Consider the following 23844-nt stretch of genomic DNA (forward strand, 5'->3'; position numbering starts at 1 on the left):
ATCTCCGCCTTACATATAATTAAGTATTTAATAACCAACCAAGAGATAGTTTTCTCAAAGTAGCATCTGTAGGATTTCCTGTTTCTTTGTCCCACCCTGCATATTCATAATATAATTCCTTTGCTTTTTCAAATTCTATTTTATTTAAACAAATATCTTTAGAAGGTCCATCATTAAAAGGTTCAAATATTCTTTCTGGTAAAACATCATCCTCCTTCGTAAATCCCTCCATTTTATTAAAATACCTCATCATATTTATTCGTCTTTCCCCTATTCTCATCAACTCTAAAATGGATGTTTCCCAGCCAATACCAGCCATGCATAATTCTATAAATTCACTTGGACCATATAGCTGCCAAGACGGGCCCCAAGCAAATTGACATAGGCATAGAGTATCCAGCATAGAGTAGAAACATTGCGTGTCAAATGCAAACCTTACCTTTTCATCATCAAGAGAAAAAGAATCTTCATATCCCTTCCATATTCCCATCTTTGATAACCTTTCTCTTACAAAACTATCCTTCGGTATCACCAACCATGTATCATGTTCACTAGATTGATGATCAGCACCAAAAGGATTTACTGCATATACCAAGCCTAATGAAGGTTTAAATTGTGGCATATGTGCTGGCAATTCTTGACCCTTAACAGTCATACTCAGTTTTATTGCATCTTTACCAATAACTTCTGCAGCCTTTTTACTACCTTTGCTCAATAATTCTCCAATACCTTGCCTATACACAATTTTTTCTATAATCATAGGAATTACATCCTTATTTCCAAAACGCAATTCAATTCCATCAACGTCTTCAGTACTTAACAAACCCTTTTCATAACATTCCATTGCAAATGCAATTGTTGCGCCGCATGAAATTGTATCAAGACCATACATATTACACATTTGATTTGCTAATGAAATAGTAGTAAGATCATTTATTCCACAATATGATCCAAATGTACTGCATGTTTCATATTCAGGGCCACCATATAATGGTTCAACTTGTGAAGTCATATTGCTTAATAGCAAATATACTCCTAAAGCAGATCCACCAGGGTAAAGACGATAAGTATCACTATCCAAAATAATTGTTTCAATTTCTCTATTAGTAAGATTAACTTTTAAGATTTTTGCTTCTGGAAAAGACATATTGCATACCTCCCTAAGTTATATTCTTTCAAATTATCTACTTACATGTGTAGTTTCTGGTTCTACATTTTCTATTTCTTCAATTTCATGTTTTGGACTTTTAAATGCTGATCTAAACATATTAGCAGAAGTATAAATTACAACAGCTACTACTAACTTTTTAAGAATTTCAACGGGCAAGGTTTTTACTATATAAGCTGCAACTAAAACACCTACCACACCAACTGTAGAATAAATCATACTAACTTGCCTATTATATTGTCCTTCTTGTACAAACTTCGTTCCGCAAATTGTCTGAAAAAATGCACATGATCCCATCATTATAGGAAATATAACTATTGGCGACATGCCTAATGAAAGCAGTAATGCCATCATTGGAGCATACACTCCTATTCCTATGCAATTTGTAATTCCTAATATAAAGGCTCCAACCCATGCAATACCTAACTTAATACCTGAAAGATATGTAACATTTCCTCCTGGAGGCATAATGTTTAATATTTGAAGCACCATTGTTATGGCTACTGCAAATAATCCAAACCCCATTCCTATTTGTATTTTTCTTTCTGGTAATTTTGAAACAATACTTGCACCTATATAAGAACCTATCATAGTGCATACTATTATTGTAATCATTGTAAAAATGTCTACTTGTATTATGGTAATAAATATCAATGCTTGGAATAAAACTGGCATCATAGTAGCTACATTTAATGTACCTGGAATCTGTTTATCTTTAACCATACCAGTAAACTTAAATACTGCTGTAGACGACGCATAACTTCCTATACCTAATGCATCAAGAAAGTTTACTATAAAAGCAAGAATTGAAGTAAATATAATGTTAACTTTTTCTAATTTTCCTTCTCTATAAAACCTTACATAGTCTTTAATAAATATAACAAGGAAACGTGATGACAAAAGAATCAATATCCCTAATATAATTTTAACAGGCGTCATAATATCCTCCTCATTTTTAATAATTAAATATCGAAATCTTACAGATATATAAATCTGGGTGCAATTACTTAATAATAAAATTTCGTATTATTGTTGAATTTCATTATTTGCACCCAGTAAATCATAGATTTATATAATTATTTAACTTCATATCCTAACTTTATTAGTTGCTCTTTAAGCTTTGATTTTAACTCGGCAGTAGTTTGTGTTAAAGGCTTTCTGACTTTTCCGCCTTTAAGTCCAATCATATCTACACCTGCTTTTACCGGACCTGGATATGGATTACCTTCAGCCTCCATTAAGTCATAAAAACCTGATAATTTACTGTTTAAATCACGAGCAGCTTTTATATCTTTTTCCTCAACTGCTAGTTCATAAAGCTTAACAACTTCCTTTGGAAGCAAATTAACAAGAATGCCAAAGGCACCCTGTCCCCCAATGGAGAAGGTTGGAAGCATAAAATGTTCTTCACCAGTAAATACAGAAAAGTTATCTATATCCCTTGTTAAAGTAAGAACCTTACATAGATGACCAAAATCTGCAGATTCCTTAACAGATACAATATTTTCTTCCTGACTCAATTCATAAATCATTTCAGGTGAAAGACAAACGTTAGTTGCTTCAGGGTAATTATAAATTACAATTCCGACTTTTGATTTTGCAGCTATTTCCTTGAAAAATTCAAGAATTCCGTCTTCACTTGTATGATGATAATAAGGAGGTAAAACCAGCCCCCATTTAGCGCCACATTCTGCAGCATAATTAGCAAGTTCGATTGTCTCCTTAGCAGTAAAACATCCAACACCTGCCATAACTGGTACCCTTCCAGCAGCGTATTCACAGCCAGCTTTGATTAAACTTTTACGTTCCTCTAATGACATAACATGGTATTCTCCTGTTGTGCCTCCAACTAGAAGACCATGCACGCCACTTTCAATTTGAAAATCTATTACCTTCTTATAAGCCTGAAAATCAATTGTTTCGTCATCATTAAATGGTGTTATTAACGGTACAATAATACCTTTTGGTGCATTAATCATAATTTATTCCTCCTAATAATTTGAAATATTTAATCAGCAAATACAACTTTTTTATTTTTATATCTTGAAAATTTCAACTTTTCTATATCAAAATCTGTTTTTTCTCCAGAAATAATCTGCGTCATCATTCTACCTGTTATTCCGGATAAGCTGATGCCATCACCTTCATGTCCTGCTGCTATATAATAACCTGGTACTTCATCAACTTCTGATACTATTGGCAAGTGATCGGCACAATAAGGCCTTACTCCGCTATATGCTCTGATACAGTTTATTTCTTTTAAGATTGGGAAAAATCGCATTCCTCTTTCAGCAACAGCCATCATAACTTCAAGTTCTGTACTAATGTCAAATCCCTTGTTCTCACGATTACCTCCAAGTAAAAAATTGTTATCTCTTGTAGGCTCTATATTAAAGGCAACATTGTGTCTTTCAACTAGCTTACTTACATTTCTTTTAAAATTAATATCTTCAAACTTAGAAAGCATATATCCAAATTCATGGACTTTTTGATTTACAACTTTAAATGATTTTTCTGAAATCAATACGATTCCTTTTCTTGGTGTAATCGGAATATCTATTCCTACCATATTCCCAAGTTCAGATGCCCATGCACCACCACAATTTACAACTCTTTTTGTTTTAAATTCACCTTTGTCTGTAACAACGTTTTCAACAGCACCTTTTTCATCTAATTTAATATCCATAACCGTATGATGATGGAAAACTTTTAGTCCAAGTTTTTTTCCTTCTTCAACAAATGCGTAGCATAGTTTATACGGAGACATTGACGAATCAGGTGTAGTCCATATACCTCCCAGTAAGTCTTTTGCTAGATAAGGTTCCATCTCTTGCATTTCATAATTATCAACCATTCTCATATCATAGCCATCTGCTTGCTGCTGAGCTACATACTCTTTAGCTACTTCTAATTCTTGTTCAGTTTCACAAACGTATAAGCTACCAGGTTGCTTAAATTCAAAATCATATGAAAAGGTTTTTGCCAATTCCTTAAATACTTGAATGCTTTCATAACCCATTTTAGTGTCAATACCTGGTTTTTTATCGCAGATCAGTGCAACTGCATCACATCTACTTGAAGTACCATTTGCAATATCTCCTCTTTCAACTAATGCAACGTCGTATCCCTTTTTAGTCAGATGGTAGGCTATACTTGAGCCAATTGCTCCTGCCCCAATTACAACTACATCAAAACTATTCATTTGACTCCACCTCCTCCTAAAGCTCCAAAAGCAACTGGTCTTACGGGAGGACGTGGTGTTGATGCACTTATTTCTTCAGGAGAACTTCCTAATTCTTGCCTTAAAATTTGCTGTACTAATTTCTCACAAGTACGTCCTTGGCATAATCCCATTCCAGCTCTTGTTCTTCTCTTAATTCCTGTGATATCACATGCTCCTTGTCTGATTGCTTCTTTTATCTCTCCTACAGTAACTTCTTCACATCTGCATACCAGCATATCATCATTATTAAAATTACTCACAGCTATTCCTCCTTTCACATGGATAAACTATCATTTAATCTAATATTTAAAGGATTATTTCTGCCACATCTTATTACAATCTTTTTATACTTCGTACTTCTTCTACCTTATCCATAGGTACTGCAACTGTTACAACAGGTGTTCTGTCATAACTCTCAGGATTTTGAATTTTGATTACTGTTCCTTTGCATAATATCTGACCCCTTCTGTTAACAGCTTCTACTACTTGACCTTTTTCAGGTAAAGGGTAATATTCATATGGAAATGATACTGTACCTTCTGTATCAGAGTAATTCTTATTAACTATAAAAATAGCTAATCCTGAACAGTTTGCTACACAAACACCACAGCCTATGCATTTCTCCTCAACGAGTCTCGGCAAATTTGTAATAGGCTCTCCTATGTTTATAGCTCCAAACTTGCATGAATTTTCGCATGGATTGCATGGGATCTCATGGATGCACTCAATAATTGCAATAAGTCCTTCGCTAAAGCGTTTTTCAGAAGGATAGTGTCCTTTAGCCTTCAATTCCTCTATTGTTAAAAAGCCGTTTTGTTCTAATGACATTATCATTCACCTCCTTACGTTATGTATTTCTATACGTTTACAAGCTCTTTGAAACTTTCCATCTGCCTTGACTTAGCCTTCATCCTCACTTCTCCATCAGGACCTGATCTTAGACCATCAAGCCTTTCCCAAATTTCACCCTTAAGTTTTTCTGCTTCTATCGGTTCAATCTTTCCAAGTGCTTCTGCAATTGCAACGCCAGCTAATCGACCTTCTTCCAATGCAGTATTTGCTTCTTCTATGCCAGTAATATCACCAACTACATAGATTCCAGGATATGTAGATTCCATATTTGTATTATGCAGTGGAATCCATCCTCCTAAAACAGTATCAAACTTAGTTTGGCAGTCATGCATTATAGCTAATTCTGCTAATGGCTTGAGACCTGCTGCAATCGCAATGGTATCAACCTTCACTACTTTTTCTGTCCCCTCAATTGGCTGCCATTTATCATCAACCTCACAGATTACTGCCTCTGTTACACGATCTTTCCCTTTAGCCTCAAGAATGGTATGTCTTGTATATATTGGTACACCTGCTCTTGTAATTTTTGAAGCATGTACGGCATATCCACCGATATTAGGAGCTGCCTCTACTAATGCAACCACATCTACACCACCTTGCAAAAGTTGATAAGATACAATAAGCCCAACATTTCCTGATCCAATCATCACAACTTTTTTACCTGGCTTTACACGGTTGCTATTTATCATTGTCTGAGCTGCACCTGCACCCATTACTCCAGGTAACGTCCAACCCTTAAATCGAACAACATTCTCAGAACCACCAGTTGCAATGACAATTTTTTCAGCTTCAATAAGCTTTACTTTTTTATCAATGTCATCCGTTCCAGTTTCTACCGCCATAGTCTTTTCTTTAGACAATCCTATTACTACACTGTTAAGCCATATCTCTACTCCATAATCTTTCGCTTCCTGAAGAAGTTGACTTCCAATATCCATGCCCCTAATACCTGCGCGATGAGCACTTGATCCAAAGAATTTATGAATCTGCTTAATCAACTGACCACCGGCTTCTGCATTAGCGTCTATCACTAATACTTGAACCCCCCTTTTAGCTGCTTCAATTGCTGCAGCTAGTCCTGCTGGTCCCCCACCAATCACTACTACTTCTTTCTTAATCACTGAAATTCGCACTCCTTTCTACGCCATGCTGTGTCTCAATAATCATTCCTTCCTTTACTGAAGTTACGCATGTTCGAACATTTGGTTTTCCATTAACTATCATAGCGCAATCAGTACATTGTCCTATACCGCAAAACAACCCTCGTGGCTCTTTTCTTTTTACGGTATATCTATTAACTATAATTCCATTAGCAAGAAGGGTTGCTAAGATTTTCTCTCCCTCCTTCGCTTTTATCTTCTTACCGTCTACTGTAATCTCCACAATCTTTCCAGGATCATTCTTCCCAAGAATAACGTGATCATCAACTCTCAAACACATTATCATTTCCTCCTTTCTTGCGTGTTTCACTAATAACGTGATCATCAACGCTTAAACACATTATCACTTCCTCCTTTCTTGCGTGCTTCACTAATGTATAAAGCAACTAGTGTGCCAATTCTTTAATCTTAGTTTAATAAAACCTAAACAACCTCCAGAGTTATTGAATTTATTATGTTTTAAATAATAAAAAAAGAAATAAACGAATACTTTTAAAATCAAAGTATTCGTTTATTTCTTTTTTAAGTTTATGCAAACTTGCATAAATTTTTATTTTCTTCACCTTATTTATTTAACATAAACCTTGATATTACATGTTTTTATGCACATTGTGCAAACTTGCATAACATATCTTTTGAATTATTCAGCCTTCTAGAAATGTGTCTTAATATTATATTTTTGAAGTTTTCTAATAATAGTACTTCTATCTATCTTTAGCAACTGAGCCATTTCCTCAGTACTTTTCGACTTTTGCATTGTTTCTATTAATAATTTTTTTTCTACCAAACTGACAGCTTCTTTAAGAGGTAAAATACTATTAACAGATAACACTTCCTGACTTTTATTATCTACTATAATTTCAGAAAGATCTTCTTTTGTAATCGTCTCTGAGTTCGTGGTTACTATTAAATATTCAATTATATTGTTTAGTTCTCTTATATTGCCTGGCCAATTATAATCTATAAGTTTTCGTAATGCCTTAGGTTCAATTTGCTTATTCAATTTATATTTTTTATTAAAGTTTTGTAAGCACTTTTCAATTAAGGGCTTTATGTCCTCTTTTCTTTCTTGTAGTGGAGGTATTTTTATCGGCACAACATTTAATCTATAGTATAAATCTTCTCTAAATTTTTTATTTTCAACCATTTTTTTTAAGTCTCTATTGGTTGCGGCAATAATTCTAATATCTACATGTATCGGTTTAATTCCACCTACTCGAAAAATTTCCCTATCCTGGATTACACTCAACAACTTTGTTTGCAAATTTAAAGGAAGTTCTCCTATTTCATCTAAAAAAAGTGTTCCGCCATTAGCTAATTCAACTAAACCTATTTTTCCTCCTTTTTCAGCGCCAGTAAAAGAGCCTGGCTCATATCCAAACAACTCTGATTCTAATAATTGTTCTGGTATAGATCCACAATCTATTTTAATAAATGGACCATCTTTACGATGACTATTATTGTGGATTAATTTACTTAATACGCCTTTTCCAACACCTGATTGCCCATGAATAAAGACTGTTGAATCTACTTTAGCAATTCTAATAGCTAGATTAATTATCTTTTTCATTTCATAGCTTTTTGCAATGATTTCTTCTGGTTGTGATTGCTTCCATCGCAAGAACTCTAGTTCATTATGATATTTTTCAGCAAGCTTTTGTGCCTCTGCAAGTTCATTTTTTAGTTTTTGAAAATTTTCTATATTATTAATCACTCTAATAATTCCACCATCTGAAATAATATGGCTTGACATACTTACTTCATTTCTGTTTTGAACGTTCTGAATAATATTCACTTTCTTATCTATTACTGTATTATCATCTGTCATTAATCCTTTTGTATAGATACATTTATTGTTAATACTTAAGGTTTTACCTTTATTTACTGTAATATAAATGCCATCATAATTTAATTCGAAGATTGCATCAAAGGTTCTATCTAACTTATCATAGTCAACTTCCTTGGTATCACAATCTATAGCATCCCCAATTTCTTTTTCAAGTATTTGCATATACTCTTTACTTGGTAAATAACATTTTTGGAAAAGTCTATTTATAAAACCCAAGTAATTTCCATTTTCATCAACAAAAGGTAGTATATGCTGCTTTGAGTTTTTAAAACTGAACACACTTCTGCTATCTCCAGCAACTATAATGTCTTTTTCCATAAGTTCAACTATGTTAGTATTTTTATTCATGTTATTCAAAAACACAAATAAATCTAATATACCTACGACTTTTCTATCATCAACAACAGGTAATTGGACAGCTTTAGCTAATTCAAAGAATTCCATAATTTTTTTGCACCTTTTTTCTTTAACATCTATACACAATTCTTTTTCCAATGCCTCTAACAATTGTTGAACCCCCTTCTTATGAATAGTCTATATATACTACAAAACTAATATATATGAGCTATTCTACAATTTATATTTTTTTCCTCTATTGTTTTAAATTTTTGTATAAGTGGCAACTAAAGTCTCTAAAAAAGTTATATTTTTTCAAGCCTTTACTCCTATCTATAACAAAGGAATTTATAACGATTTCCTTACATCCTTTAGAAATGATTTAAGAAATGGGCAAGTTCAATAACAATAGGGACGGCAGACCAACCTCATGTGGTCAATGAGAACCGTCCCTACGTCCCTATTCGTCCCTATTGATTTTATACAACACTTTCCTAAAAAAGGACAGACTTCCCTCCTCCCCCAACTAAATAGATTTATTTCGCAAATTTAATTAGTTGAAGCGGAGGAAGTCGAACCCTTACTGTCGGTCGGCCTCTTTACCTTCAGCTTCTCCGAGCACAGTTACTGTTTTGAATCTCGTCTCCCCCATCCTCCAGTAACATAGTATGAATTTGACCAGCCCTAATTATACAACTTAAGGTCAAGATACCCATTAAGACGTTATCCCTAATAAACTTTTCATCCTATTTTTATCAACAGTTTGATAGCATGATTGGTTATATTGATTTTAGAATCTTCACTCGATTTTAACTTTAATTATATATACTGCATTATATCCATATCCTTTTCGATTCCATTCTGCTTCTAATGGTTGTATATTACCATAACTATCCTTTGCTCTACACATAATGGTATGTTCTCCTTTTTCCTCAACAGTCCATGCATACTTCCAAAAAGTCCATAAATGTTGTTGATTTTTATCTTGATACAATTCTACATTTTTCCAAGTTAACCCCTGATCAAAACTTAATTCTACTTCCTTAATTGTTCCATGTCCCGACCATGCAATTCCATTGATACTATGGCTTCCTGTATCTAAAACACTATAGTTCATAGGTTGTTGAATGATTGAGTTAACCTTTATTTCTGTAACAGGTTTTTTTCCAAAGTCATCTTCCTTATTTGGATAATACACATAATCAATGGCTTGAAAAGGTCCCGTAAATTTATGATCAATCACTCTTATTTCTTTTAACCACTTTACAGATGCCATTCCATACCATTGGGGTACAACTAATCTTAAAGGATAACCATGGTCATATGGTATTGGTTGGCTGTTTAACTCATAGGCAATAATTGTGTCTGGATGTAATGCTTTTTCTAGTGGAAGACTTCTTGCATAGGGGAATACTCTATCTATGTCTTTTCTAGTGCCATAATCGTATCCTTCAAATGCCACTTCAATAGCTGTACTCCGTATACCGGTAAAATATAATAGGTCTTTTAAAGAGACCCCCTTCCATGCCACTTGACTAATAGCACCATCCTTCCATTGTTCACCATACGTCTTAGGATCAAAATATGCTCGCTTGTTTCCAGCACATTCAAGTACCATTTTTATTGTCTTAGAGGGTAAGGATTTTATATAGTTGTATGGAAACACCATTGGTCTCTCAACTTCTCCTACTACAGGAAGAAAAAATGCTGCTGAATCTAATGCTGGGTATAGAAAGTGATTTCTTTTATAGATGTATTCTATTGGGGTAGTCCGCTCATTTAGAAAGTGGATAGGTGTTTCTTGGTTCTCCGGCATGAGTTCACGTGTATGAAGATAAGGCTTATATAAGTATGAAATATCAGACTTCATTATTCCTCTCCTTTTCCTTTTACCTTAGGATCCCATTATAAAATCTATAGCTACTTATTTTATATTCTCAATTCATCCGGAAGGTGATATCTTTTCAATAAAATTGTAATAGCATTTTAAATGCCGCTTTTATAACATACATTTTTTAACAAAACTAATAATTAGATCATAGGATTACTCATTTATATTTAACTTTATTGAAAACATGTCATTTCCTATGATGAAACAGTAAGTTTCATCATAGGAAATGATTCTATAGAATAATAATTAAAGGCTTTATAATTTGAAGTGCTTCTCGAATGTCAGACAAAAACCTAGCATTTAAGGTGTACTTTGAATATGTCAAAGAACCGTCCTTGTTACACTTGTATTCCTATTCTTCATAACAAATAATAGGAGTTCCTTTTTCTATATTATCAAAAATTATTTTAGCTAAATATAATGGAGTATTTACACATCCGTGGCTTCCATTTCTCTTATATATTTCTCCTCCAAAAGAATATCTCCAACTCGCATCGTGTATTCCTATATCTCCGTTAAAAGGCATCCAATAAGTTACTTGAACTTCATAATTTGCTCCGCTTAAAGTTGACTCTTTTTCTTTATAGTTGAGCATATAGACTCCTACCTTAGTAGCATTTCCTCTATTGGGATTTCCAGTTACTATAGCACCATGAGTTATAAGCTTTCCATCTTTATAAAACCATAAATGTTGCCATGTTATATTGATTTCTACATAAGTATCACCTATATCATCGTTGCCTCTAGATAAAGCCTTTTGAGTATATATAGGTTCTTTTTTTATTACTTCACCAAGTTTTATACTTTCTAATAATGCTCTTACTTCAGCAGCACGATTAATTTTCCATCCATAAAATCCACCCTTCACTTCTACTACTTTATTTGTGGATGTTTTAAATTTTCTTGCTGCACCAACTGTATCATATTTCTTGCTCAGTCTTCGTACATATTCTAAAACTCCTTTTTCATTTATTACCACTTCTAAATCCTCGTCAACGCTAAGCCATTGATTTATTATATCCCCATCTAGTATTTCATTTTCACTTCCTATTATATAAGTAATTTTTGTTGATACATACTTATTTAGTAAATTCCTAATTTTAAAAGTCTTACCAGAACTTAAAGTATACCTTGGATTTTCGTAACAAAGATTTTCATTTAAGTCTAATTTTGTTTCTCCCTTCAATATACTTATTTCAATAGTTTCCCTCAATTTATCTTTATTTATTTTATTTCCATATACTTCTTCAATTATTTCATATGAACCATTTGAATACTTAAAACTTACATTTTGCGGCTCTATAAGGTCTTTATTTAAACAATTTAATTCATTTATTCTATTTTGTAAGTTATCTTTACTATAAATAAATAAATCATCTACATAATGCTTTTGATTCCTTAATAACGAACTTATCCATTTAAATGAACTCTGTAAATAATAAATTTCAGAAATACTATTTTTTCCATTGTATTGCATTCCTATATCCTGGGCTGTTATTTCTTCTGCTTCCTTGCTTCGTTCAATTAACTGCAACTTATAATCTTGAATATAACTCCTCATTATATCTTCTAGATCATCATGTGCCTTTAATGAGACATCTACTCCATTTATTACTGTATTGAAAAAGAAATGATTAGTAAAGTATAATGCAATAAGTAAATAAACTAGTAAAATTGAAACTATTAAAATAATAATATTTCCTGTAACCTCACAATTAAAAAGGTTTTTTATATTAATATTCTTCATAGCGATTTTTACCTTTCATCAAATATACATTTTATCTAAATATAATAATTAATTTATAATATGTTTGTATTTTTGACTTTAAGACTTAACTATAAGATTGTAACCTTAAAGCTTGCTATTAGACTTTAACTGTCTACTACAGGGGGAGCATATCACTTTAATGTGAATTCTTAATTAGATATACACTATATAAAAAAAGCTATAGAAGCATAAGTGCATAAAATATTAAAAGCAGCATTTGTCTGTCCCTTTGTTACTAGTGTAAAAAGGTACCAATAAGGAACTGATTTATTCCCTCCTGAATATTATGCTATAGAAAGGTGGAATAGAAATGATTTATATTGTTAGACCTGGCGATAGCCTTTATTTGATAGCTCGACGTTTCGGAGTAACTGTTCAGACTTTATTAGATTCAAATGTTATATGTAATCCTAACTTAATTTATCCTGGTCAGGTATTAGTAATACCTCAAGCTAGCTTGGAAATTCCTAAAGCCGGAGGCACCCCTTACTATGTTATACTACCAGGTGATACCTTGTTTTGTCTAGCAAGGCAATTTAATACATCGACACAAATACTTGCGCAAGCCAACCGCATACCAGATCCCAATTTAATTTTTGCCGGCAGTGAACTCCTCATTGCCTATGATATACCAGACCCTAGGGAATTACAGATTTTGTGGGAGCAAACTGCCTTAAACTGTGATATCTTAACCTCCCTGCAAATCTATGGAATCTATTATCTAGGAACATTTCAGTGGGAGGCCATTGGACAGAAAGCTATTCCTTATCTAGGTATTTTAGCCGTTAATCCATGTTCTATTGTACGTTATTATGCTATCATAAGCTTGGGTAGAATCGCTTTAAATGGAGAAAGCAGGCGCATACTTACTAATGCACTTCAGGATCCAGACCCTATAGTAGTGCAACTGACCAGACTTGCTTTATCCAGACTTGACTACGTAAGGACAAACAGAAGAATTCATGTTACCATCTCTGATACACAACTATATAGCCAACCTTTTCTAGACACCCCCTATATTACCCTACCTCCTGGAACAGCGATCATAGTCGAACGATGGTATATTCCCAGCCCTATTGGTGAAGACTTTCCACCAGCTGGACTTGCTGTTTGGGATTATGTAAGAGTAATAGCCACAGGACAAACTGGTTTCCTTCTTCGAGTAGGTTACAACCAAACCCTACTAATATAGACTTGTATCAGGGACAAGAGGACAGATTCATCGTCCCACCATTGCTCATTTGTCAAATTATTTTGCGTATATTGATACTCCGAGTATTGAATTCTTTTAATATACTTCCTCATATTATTACAAATTTCTCCTTTTTTCTATGCCTTATTTCGACATTAGAAAATTACCATCAATATTTACGCAAAAAACAAATATCATTTTTTAAGGCATCTATTTTGGCTGGTGGAGACCACCACCACCCAATAAAACCTTTAAATGCAAAAAAGCCGCATAAAAAGCGACTTCGAAGCTATCGTAGATCTAATTGGTGGAGGCGATGCGTGGTGTGTGAAATCCACGACGATATATTTACCTCTAGACAATTCGTGAACTAGCTCTGGTCCACTTTTTCAAAACGAGTCATTCAGAACCGTCTCCTTTAGCCACCAGAATAATCAAATGCTACGCATAATTTTGAAATTTAACTAATTATGCATAGCATTTATTAATGCTAAAAAGAAAAGAGATATCTTTTCCTTGATTTAAAAAATCAGTTTAAGACAGCTCCTTTTAATAATTTTCTATAATTCTTTTTAAATAGGTTCCCACTATGTCAGAAAATTTCTCTATATTTCTAGTATATACAAAATCTTTCCCATAAATTAATTTTTCCGCCTGAAGTTCTTCTTCTTTTCCCGTAAATACACCAAAAAGTAAAATGCCATTTTTTCTAGCCTTTCTTACTTCAAGTGCAGTATCCTTTATTGCCGTCATTCCTTTATAGAATGCTTCTCCTCTTATGGTTCTTATATTATCTTTTGAGATTTTTACATCATTGGGTTTTCCATCACTTAAAACAATTAATATTTTATTTTCTTCACTTCTATTTAACAGACCTTGAGATACGGCTTGAATGGCCAACCCATCCCTATTGTTTCCAGCAGAAAAGTATTCAAATATATTTTGATTTTCACTTTGTGGAGAGGTATAATCTCTAAATCTTCTAAGAATGGTATAGTCTAAAAAATTACAAAAACTCATTACCCTATTTGGAATTCCTGCAAGGGTTAATGCCTCTGATATAATATATCCTTGAGAAGCCACTTTTCCTTGTCGTGCTATTTGAGAGCCACTTGCATCTAGTAAAATATCTACCACATATCCACCTTTTTGATTGTCTATTACTTTTGTAAATACTTTTGGTTTTTCACTTCTTCCAACTCTCCAAAGCTTATTTACAGCCAATACACCATTATCAGAAGGAACGATTGTCTTTTCTTGCTCTGCTGTTAATGTTTTTATGATCACTTCTTTTAGTTTCATAATGTTTCTTTTGTGAACTTTTATATTGTCTCTAAAATCAGACAAGTTTTTCTCCTTTTGCCTTGTCACATACTTTATTTGAAATGCATTATCGCAAGGAGATCGTAAAACCCCTTCTGTAAAATGAACTCTACACCCTTCATGTACATTTCTGCAGACTTTTTTTTCAATTTTCTTTTGCTCTTCTTTTGTAATACAGGATTTACCATGATAGTGTTCTATTTTTTTATAAATTTTCTCTACCATTTCTTGATCAATGGATAGAACTCTGTTTTCATTTGGATTGGTAGGAACCTCCTGCTTTAAGTCTCCTATAGACTCTATTAGAAGAGAAGATTGCATTCCATCTACTACCTCTGAAATGACAGTGTCTTCTTCATATAGTTCTTCATACATAAAAGAAGTAAAGCTTTGCTCTTTTGTAGATTCCTCTTCTTTATACGCTTCTTTTAATTCATTTTCTTCTTCCATTTCATATAGAAAAGTTTGATTTTCTAGCATCTCTTTAAAATGGGTAAGATATAAAGCATCTATATTTTCTAATAGTGCTAAAGTGTCCTCTACATCTTTACACTTTTTTATATCTGAAAGTAATTTTTTTACTTTTAAATCAAAACTTGCATGCTTTCCCATTTGTTCTAATACAAGGGCATACTTTACTTTTTCCATAAAGGTGTTTAGTTTTATTTTAAAATACCGCTCAAGTAGATCGTCTAGTCCTTTCTTCCTTATATCTTCTATTCCAGGTCTTTCCTTTATAAGCTTTTCTTCAACCATTACGTCAGCACACATCTCCACAAGGGGAACAATCAAGTCTTGATCTGCGCCCTTTTGTATTCTATGCTTTAAATACTTTTTTATCATGTTCCAGTCTATGTATTTTCTTCTGGCGCCTGCCTTAGCAGCATAATACACGGCTAAATCTTTAGAGGTTTTTGTAAACTTTTCTAATTCATCTAATTCCTGATCATAATCTCCGCATATGGTCCACATCAGATTTGTAAGCCTATTTTCAAGATCGTATTCTCCATATATCCACTTCATAGTACCCCCCCCATTAACTAGATGGAAAAATATCTTTTGCTTCCCATTTTTCCGGTATTCTAGTTCTTATTACATCTTCTACAATTTCTTTTTCAAATTGATCAAAGGTTTTCCCTGTTACTCCCATATTTATGGCAAGTCTAGGCCTAAGTCCTCTCTTTACGGTTTTAATACTAGCTATTATTCCTCTTAAATCAACAGCTTTTGTAGATATTTCAGAGTTTTGCGCTTTTGTTTGAAGATCTAAAAAAATCCCTGCAAACTGGTTTAATTTATCTTCATGAGCATCTTTAAATTCTAATTTTAGTATGGTCATTAATTTTTCTTCTTCTATTTGTGGTATATCTATCACCATAAACCTGGAAACCAATGCTTCATTTAATTCTTTCGTTCCTGCATACTCATAATTCATTGTTCCAATAAATCTTGTTGCTTCATGAAGCTTAATTTTTTCATAGCCTGGAACATCTATAATCTTTCTATAATCTAGCGCCGAGTGCAGTACAACAATGGCATCATTTTTTGCCATATTAATTTCATCAAATACGCCAAATCCCCCATAGGTTGCACATTCATAAACTGCACCTCTTCTTAATCTTACCTCGTTGTCGATAAATGTATCGGTTCCTATAAGACTTGAACTGTCTGTATTGACATGAAAAGATACATTCCATTGAGGTCTTGCAAATATAGCACATAAATTGTCTGAAAGGACATTTTTTCCTGTTGCTTTTGGTCCTGAAAGCAAAATGTTTTCTCCTTCTAAAATTGCAGCAATACACATAGACCATATTTCTTTTCCATAGAAGAAATTTCTAGGATCAGGAATTCTATCCTTTACCGCCTCGTCTATCTGATAATACTTTCTAAAATAAAGCACATCTTGTATCAACTTTTCCTCTATCTCTTGTTTTCTTAAAAAATCAAATATATTCATAGTAGTCCACCCTCTATATTAGTTAATTTTTTTGCTCATCTCTAGTACTTTTAAAGGCACTTTACATTTTCAAAATCCAGAAAATACTTTGCATACTCCCTATTTTAGAAAGTACATTTTCTTTAAGGTATAAGCTTACTTGCACTAACAATATTCCTATTAATATCATTACCCCTATTATTAAGGATTGAAACTCATTTACATTACCCAAAAATCTCTTGTTTTTTAATGTTATTTTTTTATCTATCTATACATAGTATATCATACCTTCTCTAATTACAGAATTCATTTTTGATAATTATTATCATCATTATTCAATACATATTTAATTAGTATAAATTTTATGGATTGTCGACATTAACTAATTACCATAGAGTCACCTACACAGAGGAACCAATACACTTTTAAAGCCAAATATTATGACTGTTGAAGCCACCCTCACCCAACAAAATCTACACATGCAAAAAAGCCGCATAAAATGCGGCTTTTTTGCTATCGTGGTTTTGAAATGAATACATACTGGTATATCCCATAATTCAGAGCTTAATAACTGATCCAACTGATCAAATGCCCATGAGTAAGAATAATAGACTTTGTCCGCCATTTTTTCTAATTGTTTTTCATTGATTGTAATAAAATCTACAGAATTTTCAATACCTGTATCCACATGTACCCATTCATATTTTTGTTATCTGGGTTTCCTACTAAACAGGCATTTACAAACTAAGCAATTCATTTAAAATCTCTTCAAATCTTTCATCAGCAATACCGAGTTTTTTCTTGAATACTTCATCTTCTAATCTTGCAATAATAACCTTGTCAAGAGATATTTCCTTAATGATGTTTTTTATCTTCTGAATTGACTCTTCATCATCGTTATAACCCTTAATGATAGTAATTTCGAATATAAATACTCCATTATACTGTTTACTAAATGAAGCCATATTTGAAATATATTCTTTCAATGTATACCCCTCAATAGGTCTTTGTATTTTACGAAAATCTTCTTCTTTAATAACTTTTATCTCTCCAACAACCTCATCACATTTATTAGCGATTCTGATATATTCATCTCTACCAAGTAAATAGCCATTGGAAAACAGTCTTACATGTAAGCCTTTTCCTTTGATAAAGTCAATAATATCACCAATTTTATCATTTACTAACGCTTCTCCTTTTGAGTTAATAAAGACTAATTCCGCCTTTGTGCTTTCTATCATTCTATCTAATTCAGCCAATGAACTCTCATATCCATCAAATGACCTTTGGACATCTACTTTATTTTGCGATTTTCCGATGGGGCAAAATATGCAATCAAAGTTGCAGTACTTTTCTGGAAGTATATTAACTTCCAACACCCTTCCTCCATCTTCAATATAAATATCTTTATAAGTGAAACCACTCATAACCTCATCCTCCTCAAATTAGCCTATCGATACTTGCTTATTATTAATATCAAGAATTGTAATCTTATATGTCCCCCCAATATGATCCTTCACTGATTTTGCTAAATCATTTAAAGCCATCTCAAGTTCTTTCAATCTTCTTTCATCAATTAATTCAATACATAAAAAAGCATTCTTTGTATTTTCAGTGAGCATTGTTCTTACTGATTCCCGCCAATTCCAACACCTGCAAATAGCCCCTTCATTGTCTTTGTATATTATTTCGCCTTCATAGGGTGGTGCACTTTCATCTGATCCCAATGTAATAAAATCTTCACCTCCAACTGCTTTAGTTAATCTTATATTACCAACAAAAGTATCTATATCCTCTCCACCGCAAGGCAATGCATATTTAAGTGAAATAGAGTTGTAGATATCAACAAGGGGATTGATAGTGCCTATAGGATCTCTCTTATGCACCCGTTTGAGTAAAGCTTCGATGGATGACCTTGCACCTTTTTTGGTTTTAAACTTTTGGAAAGCATCTCTCCATACTTTTATCACCTCATTGCTGCTGAACTCTTCATTTGTCAAGTACTTTAAAGCTTCCTTTTCTGAAGTGCAAATCATTTCCTTATACTTTTCCTTATCTTTTATAGAGTTATCTATACTGTGGAAAGTGACAACCCCAATCTTTGCTTTTGGAAACAAAGTCCAAAAGTCGTCTTCAATAATAAATTTTTTCATAAAATATGCCTCCTTGTATAATAAAATAAAAATTTATAAAAATATTATTAAACAACTCGCAAATTTCATCCACCTGTGTAGGTATCCAACTGTATGTTTTCTCTCGAACGATAGATATGGGTTAAATAGGTAAAGATAGTTACTAACAACTCTGCTACCATAAAAGATGCCCATATCCCATAAGCCTTAAAAAAGAAACTCATAAACAATATGGTAGGTATCAGGATTATACTACTTCTTAATATTGATATTACCATTGCATTGACGGTATTAGATATTGCACTTAAAAATGATATTATAACGATGTTTATTCCTGCAAAGATAAACCCAGTAAAATATATCTTTAACCCAACTCCTGCTATCCTTGCAAGTGCTTCATTGTTTTCGCTATTAAATATTAAAATAATGTTGTCTGAAAATACTAAGATTATAAAATAGATAGTTATCGATAGAAAAAACGACGTTATTAAGCTATATTTTAATATGGTCCTTAATCCACCTTTATCAGAATTGGCAAAATAATTACCTGCTAGAGGCTGTATCCCTTGAGCTAATCCTGTAAATAGTGCCGTTGCGATTGTTGCAACATTAGCAATTGCACTGTAAGCGGCAACTCCAACATTACCTGCTATTCTCAAAATAACTATATTAAAGGTAAATAGAGTAATTGATGATGCAAGCTCAGTTACAAATGAGGGCAGACCAAGAGTTATTATTCTTATTAGTCTCTTTATTTCTATTCTACACTTGCACAAATGAAAACCAATGCTATTCCTTCTAAAATGAAACGTTAAAATGCATAAACTGATTATTGGAGATAGACCTGTGGCGAATGCTGCTCCGAAGATCCCCATTGATAACGGAAACATAAAAACATAATCCAATATGATGTTAGAAAAGCTACTTACAATCATGGCTGTCATGGTTAGTCTTGGGTTTTTATCATTTCGAACAAATGCTAATCCTATATTGTTTAGAATAAAAAAGGGAGAAAATCCTAATATTGTAGTTAAGTAAGTCTTTGTTGGAGACAGTATCAACTCATCTGCACCAAGAAATAGTGATATTTGAGTTGAAAAGAAAACCCCTAACAAAATAAAAATTACAGAAAACAATGATCCAATGAATAGAGCATTCACGAAAGATTTATTACCTAAATTACTTCTTTCAGAGTCTCCGATACTAAAATCTATAGCGCCCCCTATTCCTATCATGAGTCCAACCCCTTGAATTAGTGTGAATATGACAATGCAAAAATTTAGCGCTGCAAGTCCTATTGCCCCAAGGGCTTTTGAGATAAAATAAGTGTCTGCCAGTATATAAAGCGATACTCCTACCATAGCTAAAACATTAAGTGATGTATATTTTAAAAAATCCAATCTTAATTTTTTCATGAATCCCCTCCTCCTAAATAAAAAAGTGCCAAAAGTACTTCTTCTAAGACCTAATGAAGTACTCTTGACACTTTTTATACTTACCCGGTGGCAAGTATATGTGCAATTAAATTTATTTTCTTACTAAAATACATTAATCTTTAGCTTATGTCAAGTCTTTATGAATTGTTTTAATTAATTGTTGTGTTGTTGAACTGTGATCCGCTAAAGGGTACATCTATTTAACCTAGTTCCTCATTGATAGGATGACTGGTGCTATTATCTCTTTCTCGAACAAATATAATGTACACGTTTGTCAAGACACGAAATTTAATTTTTAAAGATAAATTTCCTCCTTTCTTGTTTTACCTGCATATAGCTAAAGGGGGAAGCTAAGGGACGGCAGACTGCGCAAAAATGTTATTGGATGGTTTTTCCATGCCCACTTTTGGATGTATTTTAAATTTATTCAGGGATTCAACCTCAAACTTCGTTCAATTTGGTATAGTTTGGCTCCACTTTCAAAAAAGTCAATGATACTTTTATCCGTTTTGTCGCAGCCTGACGGTTCTCATGCTTCCTTTCTATGCTTTAAATACCAAACTAGCCGAAACTTCTAAAATCCTTGCTAACTGTCGCTGTGTTACCCCTTCTATTCCTTTTAGTCTAATGATTAGCTCATCCCGTTTTTCCTTTGGAAGGGTCTTTACCTGTGCAAGTTTTATCTGTGGCATAAACTTCTTAATTTCTTCTTTTCTTTCTTCGTCCGTTAATCTCATAGGTTTATTATCTTCATTTTTAGTTTCATTAAACTTTTTAAATCTGATTACTGCAGTATCTTTATCTTTAGAAAAAACCTCTAGTATCAACTTGCTATCTAGCAAATTTTGATAGCATGCTTTCTCACCGTAATATTCAAGACAACTGCTCTATTTCGATTCTTTTTACCGTCCCTGCTTTTAAAGGATTTTGATGTATATACCTTATCACTGTTAACAAATAATCTTCTTTCTCTATCTTCTCACTTCTAAATCTATCTTGAAATAGATGTCCTGTGGTTTTATACTTCCAATTATAATACCATACATAACTTACGCCTATTTTCTCCATAATACTAAGTATTTTGGTTCTCTACTTATTTGTACGCTTCACCTTTACTGTCGCCAGTATTGGCGCACTAACGTTTCTAGACTTAGCGATGTCAGACTTTCCCTTAAAACCCTCTTGCCGATATCTGCTAAGACTCTGTTAGATGATGATTTTCCTGTATCTTTAAACACTATAACTTTCAAGCATTTAATTGTATTAAAAATTCCATTTACTGTATATCATAATTATGATATAATTTAATCATAATAAGTATAGAAAGGTGATATTCATGCCAAAAATTCTTCCGATTTCTGACTTAAGAAATAATTTTAATGCTATATCTGAAGCATGCCATAAAGAAGCAGAACCAATATACATCACAAAAAATGGCAAAGGTGATTTGGTAGTAATGAGTTTAGCATACTTTGAGCAACTTAAAGCTAAATTAGATTTATATGAAAAACTTGCTATTGCAGAAGTTGAAAAAACAAATAATGCTTCTACTATTACTCATGAAGATTTTATTAAGTCTTTGAGGAGTAAATATCATGTCTAGCTCATATAAAATTGTATACTATTCTACTGCTACGGAGGACATCATTGGTATTTTAGACTACATCTCCATTGATGATCCTCCTTCTGCATATAAGCTTATTGACAAAATAAATACATCTATTGGAGCTTTAGCTTTATTCCCTTATAAAGGAACGGCTCCTAGAGACTTTCTTCTAAAGTCAAAAGGGTATAGAATGCTAATCATTAATTCTTACATAGTATTTTACCTCGTCAATGACTCTTCACAGTTAATAGAAATAATGAGAGTTGTTTCAAGTAAACAAAACTACAAAACCTTTCTTTAAGCCCTATAGGAATTCCCCACCTCTGGCACCCTTGCGGAAATTCTGAGTTCTACGACGTATGCTGCCCCCGGTACAGTAGCGCCACGGACGGCGCTACCTTAAATTGTCCCTTTTACTATTCCCGTATAATATGTTAAAAAAGTATGTAATTAGATATGTTATTAATAAAAATATTGTTTCTTTTAATCCCTCATCAACCTTTCTTTTTATGATTATACCTTATGGACTTTATCCTCTAGTCTTCTTGCTTTAGTTGGATATGACAATCAAAACATCCCCTTGGTTACAGTGATTGATGCCCCCGTTCAAGGCTGTAGTAGTGGATATAAGCATCAATTCCCTGGCGGAGAACCTTTGGTGTTTCATATTGCATGATGTAGAGTGCTAAAGCTGCCACTATTGTAGGGGCTTTTGGCGTATATTACTTGAATGTTTATACGCATGTGACTAGGTTACATTTAGTAATCAAGATGATATTATTTGTTTTCATTAGGCCTTTTTTCTTGAATCGGTTTACCTTCAGGGATTATATCCAGTGACAAATAGGGATGGTCCTTGGAAAGAATGCCTGTTATCTTATCCTTCGTTTCAATAATATCCTTTCTTGGATAGACTGCTTCATCGGTTGAAATATAAATCAGTACGATATATTTACTACCGTTTTTACTTATAAAGATGTCTTCGATGTTAAAAGTTTTAGGCATATTCAAATAAACAGCCCTTTCAAATGCTTCACGTTTCTCTTTATCTTGCAATGTTCCACCGGCGAGTTCAATCACTGATTCTCTAATAATTGCCAAAGGTTCTTTGATTAGTATAGATACAAGAATCAAGACGAAGAAAGAGTCTGCCAAATAAGGAATAAATCCGAATTTACTACCTGCTCCCCCTGTTGTTAAAAAGAAAATACCTGCAGCGATACCGAGAGAGAGGGTGCCATCGACAAAAGTTGCTTTCTGTTCGGTTTTCAAAAGAATACTACTATTCCCTATGGAACGATTCTGTTGATAATAGAAGAAAGAAACGCTATAACAGATGATGGAACAAACTAAAGCGTAATAGAGAATTGGGTCTGGGATTAACATTGGAATACTGTCTGTTGATCCGGTAAAGTACATGACGATACGAGCGATGGCAGTCGATAATGACATTATAAGGACACCGAGGATCATCAGTCCTTTGATAAAGCCATACAGGGATTCATAGAAAAACTGTCCAAGAGGAAACGTTTTTGTTCTACGAACTTTAACTGTTACAATTTTCAGGGCTACTATTACGCCTAAAAACATAATAAAACTGTAGTTACCGTCTAGAAGAATCGCCCCGGAATTCGACAGATAGTAAGTAAACCAAGCAAGGGCTGCCATAATAAGATTGGCCACAGCACCAATGAGAAGAGCACGATTTTCTTTGTGATCTTTTTTATTAAAAAAAAATTTTTTTATTAGTAATTCCTCCTTTTTAACGAAGCTAGGGGGACGTTTTGTTTGACTTGTCCCTATCAAGCTTTTTGTATGATGTTCCTGCCAATGCCCAGCACTCTTTCAAGTTGTCTAATGCTGGCTCCTGTCTCATTCTTTATTCTGCTTAAAACGATATTTCTTGTTTTTATCTCCATCAGTGGTAATTTTTCTATCTCTATGATTTCTAAAATTATTTGTCTTAAAT

The 23844-nt window shown here is 33.2% G+C and carries 23 protein-coding genes; 3 read left to right on the forward strand and 20 right to left on the reverse strand.

Annotation, left to right across the window (positions count from 1 at the left end):
• Window positions 1-19: 19 nt before the first annotated feature.
• The 11 genes from BJL90_RS19535 to BJL90_RS19585 all read right to left on the reverse strand — a co-directional run bounded on the left by BJL90_RS19535 (window position 20) and on the right by BJL90_RS19585 (window position 12226).
• Window positions 20-1147, reverse strand: coding sequence for an aldehyde ferredoxin oxidoreductase C-terminal domain-containing protein (locus BJL90_RS19535; RefSeq protein ID WP_070972149.1), 1128 nt, complete (start codon window positions 1145-1147; stop codon window positions 20-22).
• A 33-nt stretch (window positions 1148-1180) separates the two neighbouring features.
• Complete coding sequence (locus BJL90_RS19540) at window positions 1181-2107, reverse strand: sulfite exporter TauE/SafE family protein (protein ID WP_070972152.1); 927 nt, start codon at window positions 2105-2107, stop codon at window positions 1181-1183.
• A gap of 137 nt (window positions 2108-2244) precedes the next feature.
• Window positions 2245-3147 (reverse strand): 4-hydroxy-tetrahydrodipicolinate synthase, encoded by a 903-nt coding sequence (gene dapA / locus BJL90_RS19545; RefSeq protein WP_070972155.1) that lies wholly within the window; start codon window positions 3145-3147, stop codon window positions 2245-2247.
• A gap of 29 nt (window positions 3148-3176) precedes the next feature.
• Window positions 3177-4370, reverse strand: a complete 1194-nt coding sequence (locus BJL90_RS19550) for an NAD(P)/FAD-dependent oxidoreductase (RefSeq protein WP_070972158.1) — start codon at window positions 4368-4370, stop codon at window positions 3177-3179.
• Entirely contained in the window at window positions 4367-4651 is a 285-nt protein-coding gene (locus tag BJL90_RS19555) for a (2Fe-2S)-binding protein (protein WP_472234879.1), read from the reverse strand. The genes BJL90_RS19550 and BJL90_RS19555 overlap by 4 nt, the downstream gene beginning before the upstream one ends.
• A gap of 73 nt (window positions 4652-4724) precedes the next feature.
• Window positions 4725-5219, reverse strand: a complete 495-nt coding sequence (locus BJL90_RS19560; protein WP_070972161.1) for a 4Fe-4S binding protein — start codon at window positions 5217-5219, stop codon at window positions 4725-4727.
• 29 nt (window positions 5220-5248) lie between these two features.
• Window positions 5249-6364, reverse strand: coding sequence for an NAD(P)/FAD-dependent oxidoreductase (locus tag BJL90_RS19565; protein ID WP_070972164.1), 1116 nt, complete (start codon window positions 6362-6364; stop codon window positions 5249-5251).
• Complete coding sequence (locus BJL90_RS19570) at window positions 6357-6683, reverse strand: (2Fe-2S)-binding protein (RefSeq protein ID WP_070972167.1); 327 nt, start codon at window positions 6681-6683, stop codon at window positions 6357-6359. The genes BJL90_RS19565 and BJL90_RS19570 overlap by 8 nt, the downstream gene beginning before the upstream one ends.
• Window positions 6684-7055: 372 nt before the next feature.
• Window positions 7056-8759 (reverse strand): sigma 54-interacting transcriptional regulator, encoded by a 1704-nt coding sequence (locus tag BJL90_RS19575; RefSeq protein WP_070972170.1) that lies wholly within the window; start codon window positions 8757-8759, stop codon window positions 7056-7058.
• 628 nt (window positions 8760-9387) lie between these two features.
• Window positions 9388-10458 carry a sulfite oxidase gene (locus BJL90_RS19580; RefSeq protein WP_070972173.1) on the reverse strand — a complete coding sequence of 357 codons (1071 nt, stop codon included), beginning with the start codon at window positions 10456-10458 and terminating at the stop codon, window positions 9388-9390.
• Window positions 10459-10831: 373 nt separating this feature from the next.
• The gene (locus BJL90_RS19585; RefSeq protein WP_070972175.1) at window positions 10832-12226 is read right to left on the reverse strand and encodes a L,D-transpeptidase family protein; all 1395 of its coding nucleotides are present in this window, start codon (window positions 12224-12226) and stop codon (window positions 10832-10834) included.
• Between the two features lie 331 nt (window positions 12227-12557).
• On the opposite strand from BJL90_RS19585, the gene BJL90_RS19590 reads away from it, so the two are divergent.
• Window positions 12558-13439: a LysM peptidoglycan-binding domain-containing protein gene (locus BJL90_RS19590; protein WP_070972178.1), complete on the forward strand. Its 882-nt coding sequence runs from the start codon at window positions 12558-12560 to the stop codon at window positions 13437-13439.
• 549 nt (window positions 13440-13988) lie between these two features.
• Here BJL90_RS19590 and BJL90_RS19595 read toward each other — a convergent pair.
• The 8 genes from BJL90_RS19595 to BJL90_RS19630 form a co-directional block, all read right to left on the reverse strand.
• Window positions 13989-15785, reverse strand: coding sequence for a cobaltochelatase CobT-related protein (locus tag BJL90_RS19595; RefSeq protein ID WP_070972181.1), 1797 nt, complete (start codon window positions 15783-15785; stop codon window positions 13989-13991).
• A gap of 13 nt (window positions 15786-15798) precedes the next feature.
• Window positions 15799-16722 carry an AAA family ATPase gene (locus BJL90_RS19600; RefSeq protein ID WP_070972183.1) on the reverse strand — a complete coding sequence of 308 codons (924 nt, stop codon included), beginning with the start codon at window positions 16720-16722 and terminating at the stop codon, window positions 15799-15801.
• A 376-nt stretch (window positions 16723-17098) separates the two neighbouring features.
• The gene (locus BJL90_RS19605) at window positions 17099-17389 is read right to left on the reverse strand and encodes a hypothetical protein (protein ID WP_070972185.1); all 291 of its coding nucleotides are present in this window, start codon (window positions 17387-17389) and stop codon (window positions 17099-17101) included.
• Window positions 17390-17438: 49 nt separating this feature from the next.
• On the reverse strand, window positions 17439-18128 hold the full coding sequence (locus tag BJL90_RS19610; RefSeq protein WP_070972188.1) for a radical SAM protein: 690 nt from the start codon (window positions 18126-18128) through the stop codon (window positions 17439-17441).
• 18 nt (window positions 18129-18146) lie between these two features.
• Complete coding sequence (locus BJL90_RS19615) at window positions 18147-18854, reverse strand: B3/B4 domain-containing protein (RefSeq protein WP_070972190.1); 708 nt, start codon at window positions 18852-18854, stop codon at window positions 18147-18149.
• A gap of 65 nt (window positions 18855-18919) precedes the next feature.
• Window positions 18920-20248, reverse strand: coding sequence for an MATE family efflux transporter (locus BJL90_RS19620; RefSeq protein WP_070972193.1), 1329 nt, complete (start codon window positions 20246-20248; stop codon window positions 18920-18922).
• A 563-nt stretch (window positions 20249-20811) separates the two neighbouring features.
• Window positions 20812-21111: a hypothetical protein gene (locus tag BJL90_RS19625; protein WP_070972196.1), complete on the reverse strand. Its 300-nt coding sequence runs from the start codon at window positions 21109-21111 to the stop codon at window positions 20812-20814.
• 31 nt (window positions 21112-21142) lie between these two features.
• On the reverse strand, window positions 21143-21337 hold the full coding sequence (locus tag BJL90_RS19630) for a hypothetical protein (protein ID WP_070972199.1): 195 nt from the start codon (window positions 21335-21337) through the stop codon (window positions 21143-21145).
• 268 nt (window positions 21338-21605) lie between these two features.
• Here BJL90_RS19630 and BJL90_RS19635 point away from each other — a divergent pair, with 268 nt between their 5' ends.
• Together BJL90_RS19635 and BJL90_RS19640 are read left to right on the forward strand one after the other, a co-directional pair.
• Window positions 21606-21872, forward strand: coding sequence for a type II toxin-antitoxin system Phd/YefM family antitoxin (locus BJL90_RS19635; RefSeq protein ID WP_070972201.1), 267 nt, complete (start codon window positions 21606-21608; stop codon window positions 21870-21872).
• Window positions 21865-22176 (forward strand): type II toxin-antitoxin system RelE/ParE family toxin, encoded by a 312-nt coding sequence (locus BJL90_RS19640; RefSeq protein WP_070972205.1) that lies wholly within the window; start codon window positions 21865-21867, stop codon window positions 22174-22176. The genes BJL90_RS19635 and BJL90_RS19640 overlap by 8 nt, the downstream gene beginning before the upstream one ends.
• A gap of 476 nt (window positions 22177-22652) precedes the next feature.
• Here the strand turns inward: BJL90_RS19640 and BJL90_RS19645 are convergent, their stop codons facing one another.
• Window positions 22653-23681: a cation transporter gene (locus BJL90_RS19645; protein ID WP_081562122.1), complete on the reverse strand. Its 1029-nt coding sequence runs from the start codon at window positions 23679-23681 to the stop codon at window positions 22653-22655.
• Between the last annotated feature and the right edge of the window lie 163 nt (window positions 23682-23844).

This window comes from Clostridium formicaceticum, assembly GCF_001854185.1.
Classification (GTDB): Bacteria; Bacillota; Clostridia; order Peptostreptococcales; family Natronincolaceae; genus Andreesenella; species Andreesenella formicacetica.

What these genes read in the sequence shown, in the direction of transcription:
- BJL90_RS19535 (WP_070972149.1), bottom strand. Translation starts at nt 1,147, where the DNA reads ATGTCTTTTCCAGAAGCAAAAATCTTAAAAGTTAATCTTACTAATAGA.
- BJL90_RS19540 (WP_070972152.1), bottom strand. Translation starts at nt 2,107, where the DNA reads ATGACGCCTGTTAAAATTATATTAGGGATATTGATTCTTTTGTCATCA.
- dapA (WP_070972155.1), bottom strand. Translation starts at nt 3,147, where the DNA reads ATGATTAATGCACCAAAAGGTATTATTGTACCGTTAATAACACCATTT.
- BJL90_RS19550 (WP_070972158.1), bottom strand. Translation starts at nt 4,370, where the DNA reads ATGAATAGTTTTGATGTAGTTGTAATTGGGGCAGGAGCAATTGGCTCA.
- BJL90_RS19560 (WP_070972161.1), bottom strand. Translation starts at nt 5,219, where the DNA reads ATGTCATTAGAACAAAACGGCTTTTTAACAATAGAGGAATTGAAGGCT.
- BJL90_RS19570 (WP_070972167.1), bottom strand. Translation starts at nt 6,683, where the DNA reads ATGTGTTTGAGAGTTGATGATCACGTTATTCTTGGGAAGAATGATCCT.
- BJL90_RS19580 (WP_070972173.1), bottom strand. Translation starts at nt 10,458, where the DNA reads ATGAAGTCTGATATTTCATACTTATATAAGCCTTATCTTCATACACGT.
- BJL90_RS19585 (WP_070972175.1), bottom strand. Translation starts at nt 12,226, where the DNA reads ATGAAGAATATTAATATAAAAAACCTTTTTAATTGTGAGGTTACAGGA.
- BJL90_RS19590 (WP_070972178.1), top strand. Translation starts at nt 12,558, where the DNA reads ATGATTTATATTGTTAGACCTGGCGATAGCCTTTATTTGATAGCTCGA.
- BJL90_RS19595 (WP_070972181.1), bottom strand. Translation starts at nt 15,785, where the DNA reads ATGAAGTGGATATATGGAGAATACGATCTTGAAAATAGGCTTACAAAT.
- BJL90_RS19600 (WP_070972183.1), bottom strand. Translation starts at nt 16,722, where the DNA reads ATGAATATATTTGATTTTTTAAGAAAACAAGAGATAGAGGAAAAGTTG.
- BJL90_RS19610 (WP_070972188.1), bottom strand. Translation starts at nt 18,128, where the DNA reads ATGAGTGGTTTCACTTATAAAGATATTTATATTGAAGATGGAGGAAGG.
- BJL90_RS19615 (WP_070972190.1), bottom strand. Translation starts at nt 18,854, where the DNA reads ATGAAAAAATTTATTATTGAAGACGACTTTTGGACTTTGTTTCCAAAA.
- BJL90_RS19620 (WP_070972193.1), bottom strand. Translation starts at nt 20,248, where the DNA reads ATGAAAAAATTAAGATTGGATTTTTTAAAATATACATCACTTAATGTT.
- BJL90_RS19630 (WP_070972199.1), bottom strand. Translation starts at nt 21,337, where the DNA reads ATGGAGAAAATAGGCGTAAGTTATGTATGGTATTATAATTGGAAGTAT.
- BJL90_RS19635 (WP_070972201.1), top strand. Translation starts at nt 21,606, where the DNA reads ATGCCAAAAATTCTTCCGATTTCTGACTTAAGAAATAATTTTAATGCT.
- BJL90_RS19640 (WP_070972205.1), top strand. Translation starts at nt 21,865, where the DNA reads ATGTCTAGCTCATATAAAATTGTATACTATTCTACTGCTACGGAGGAC.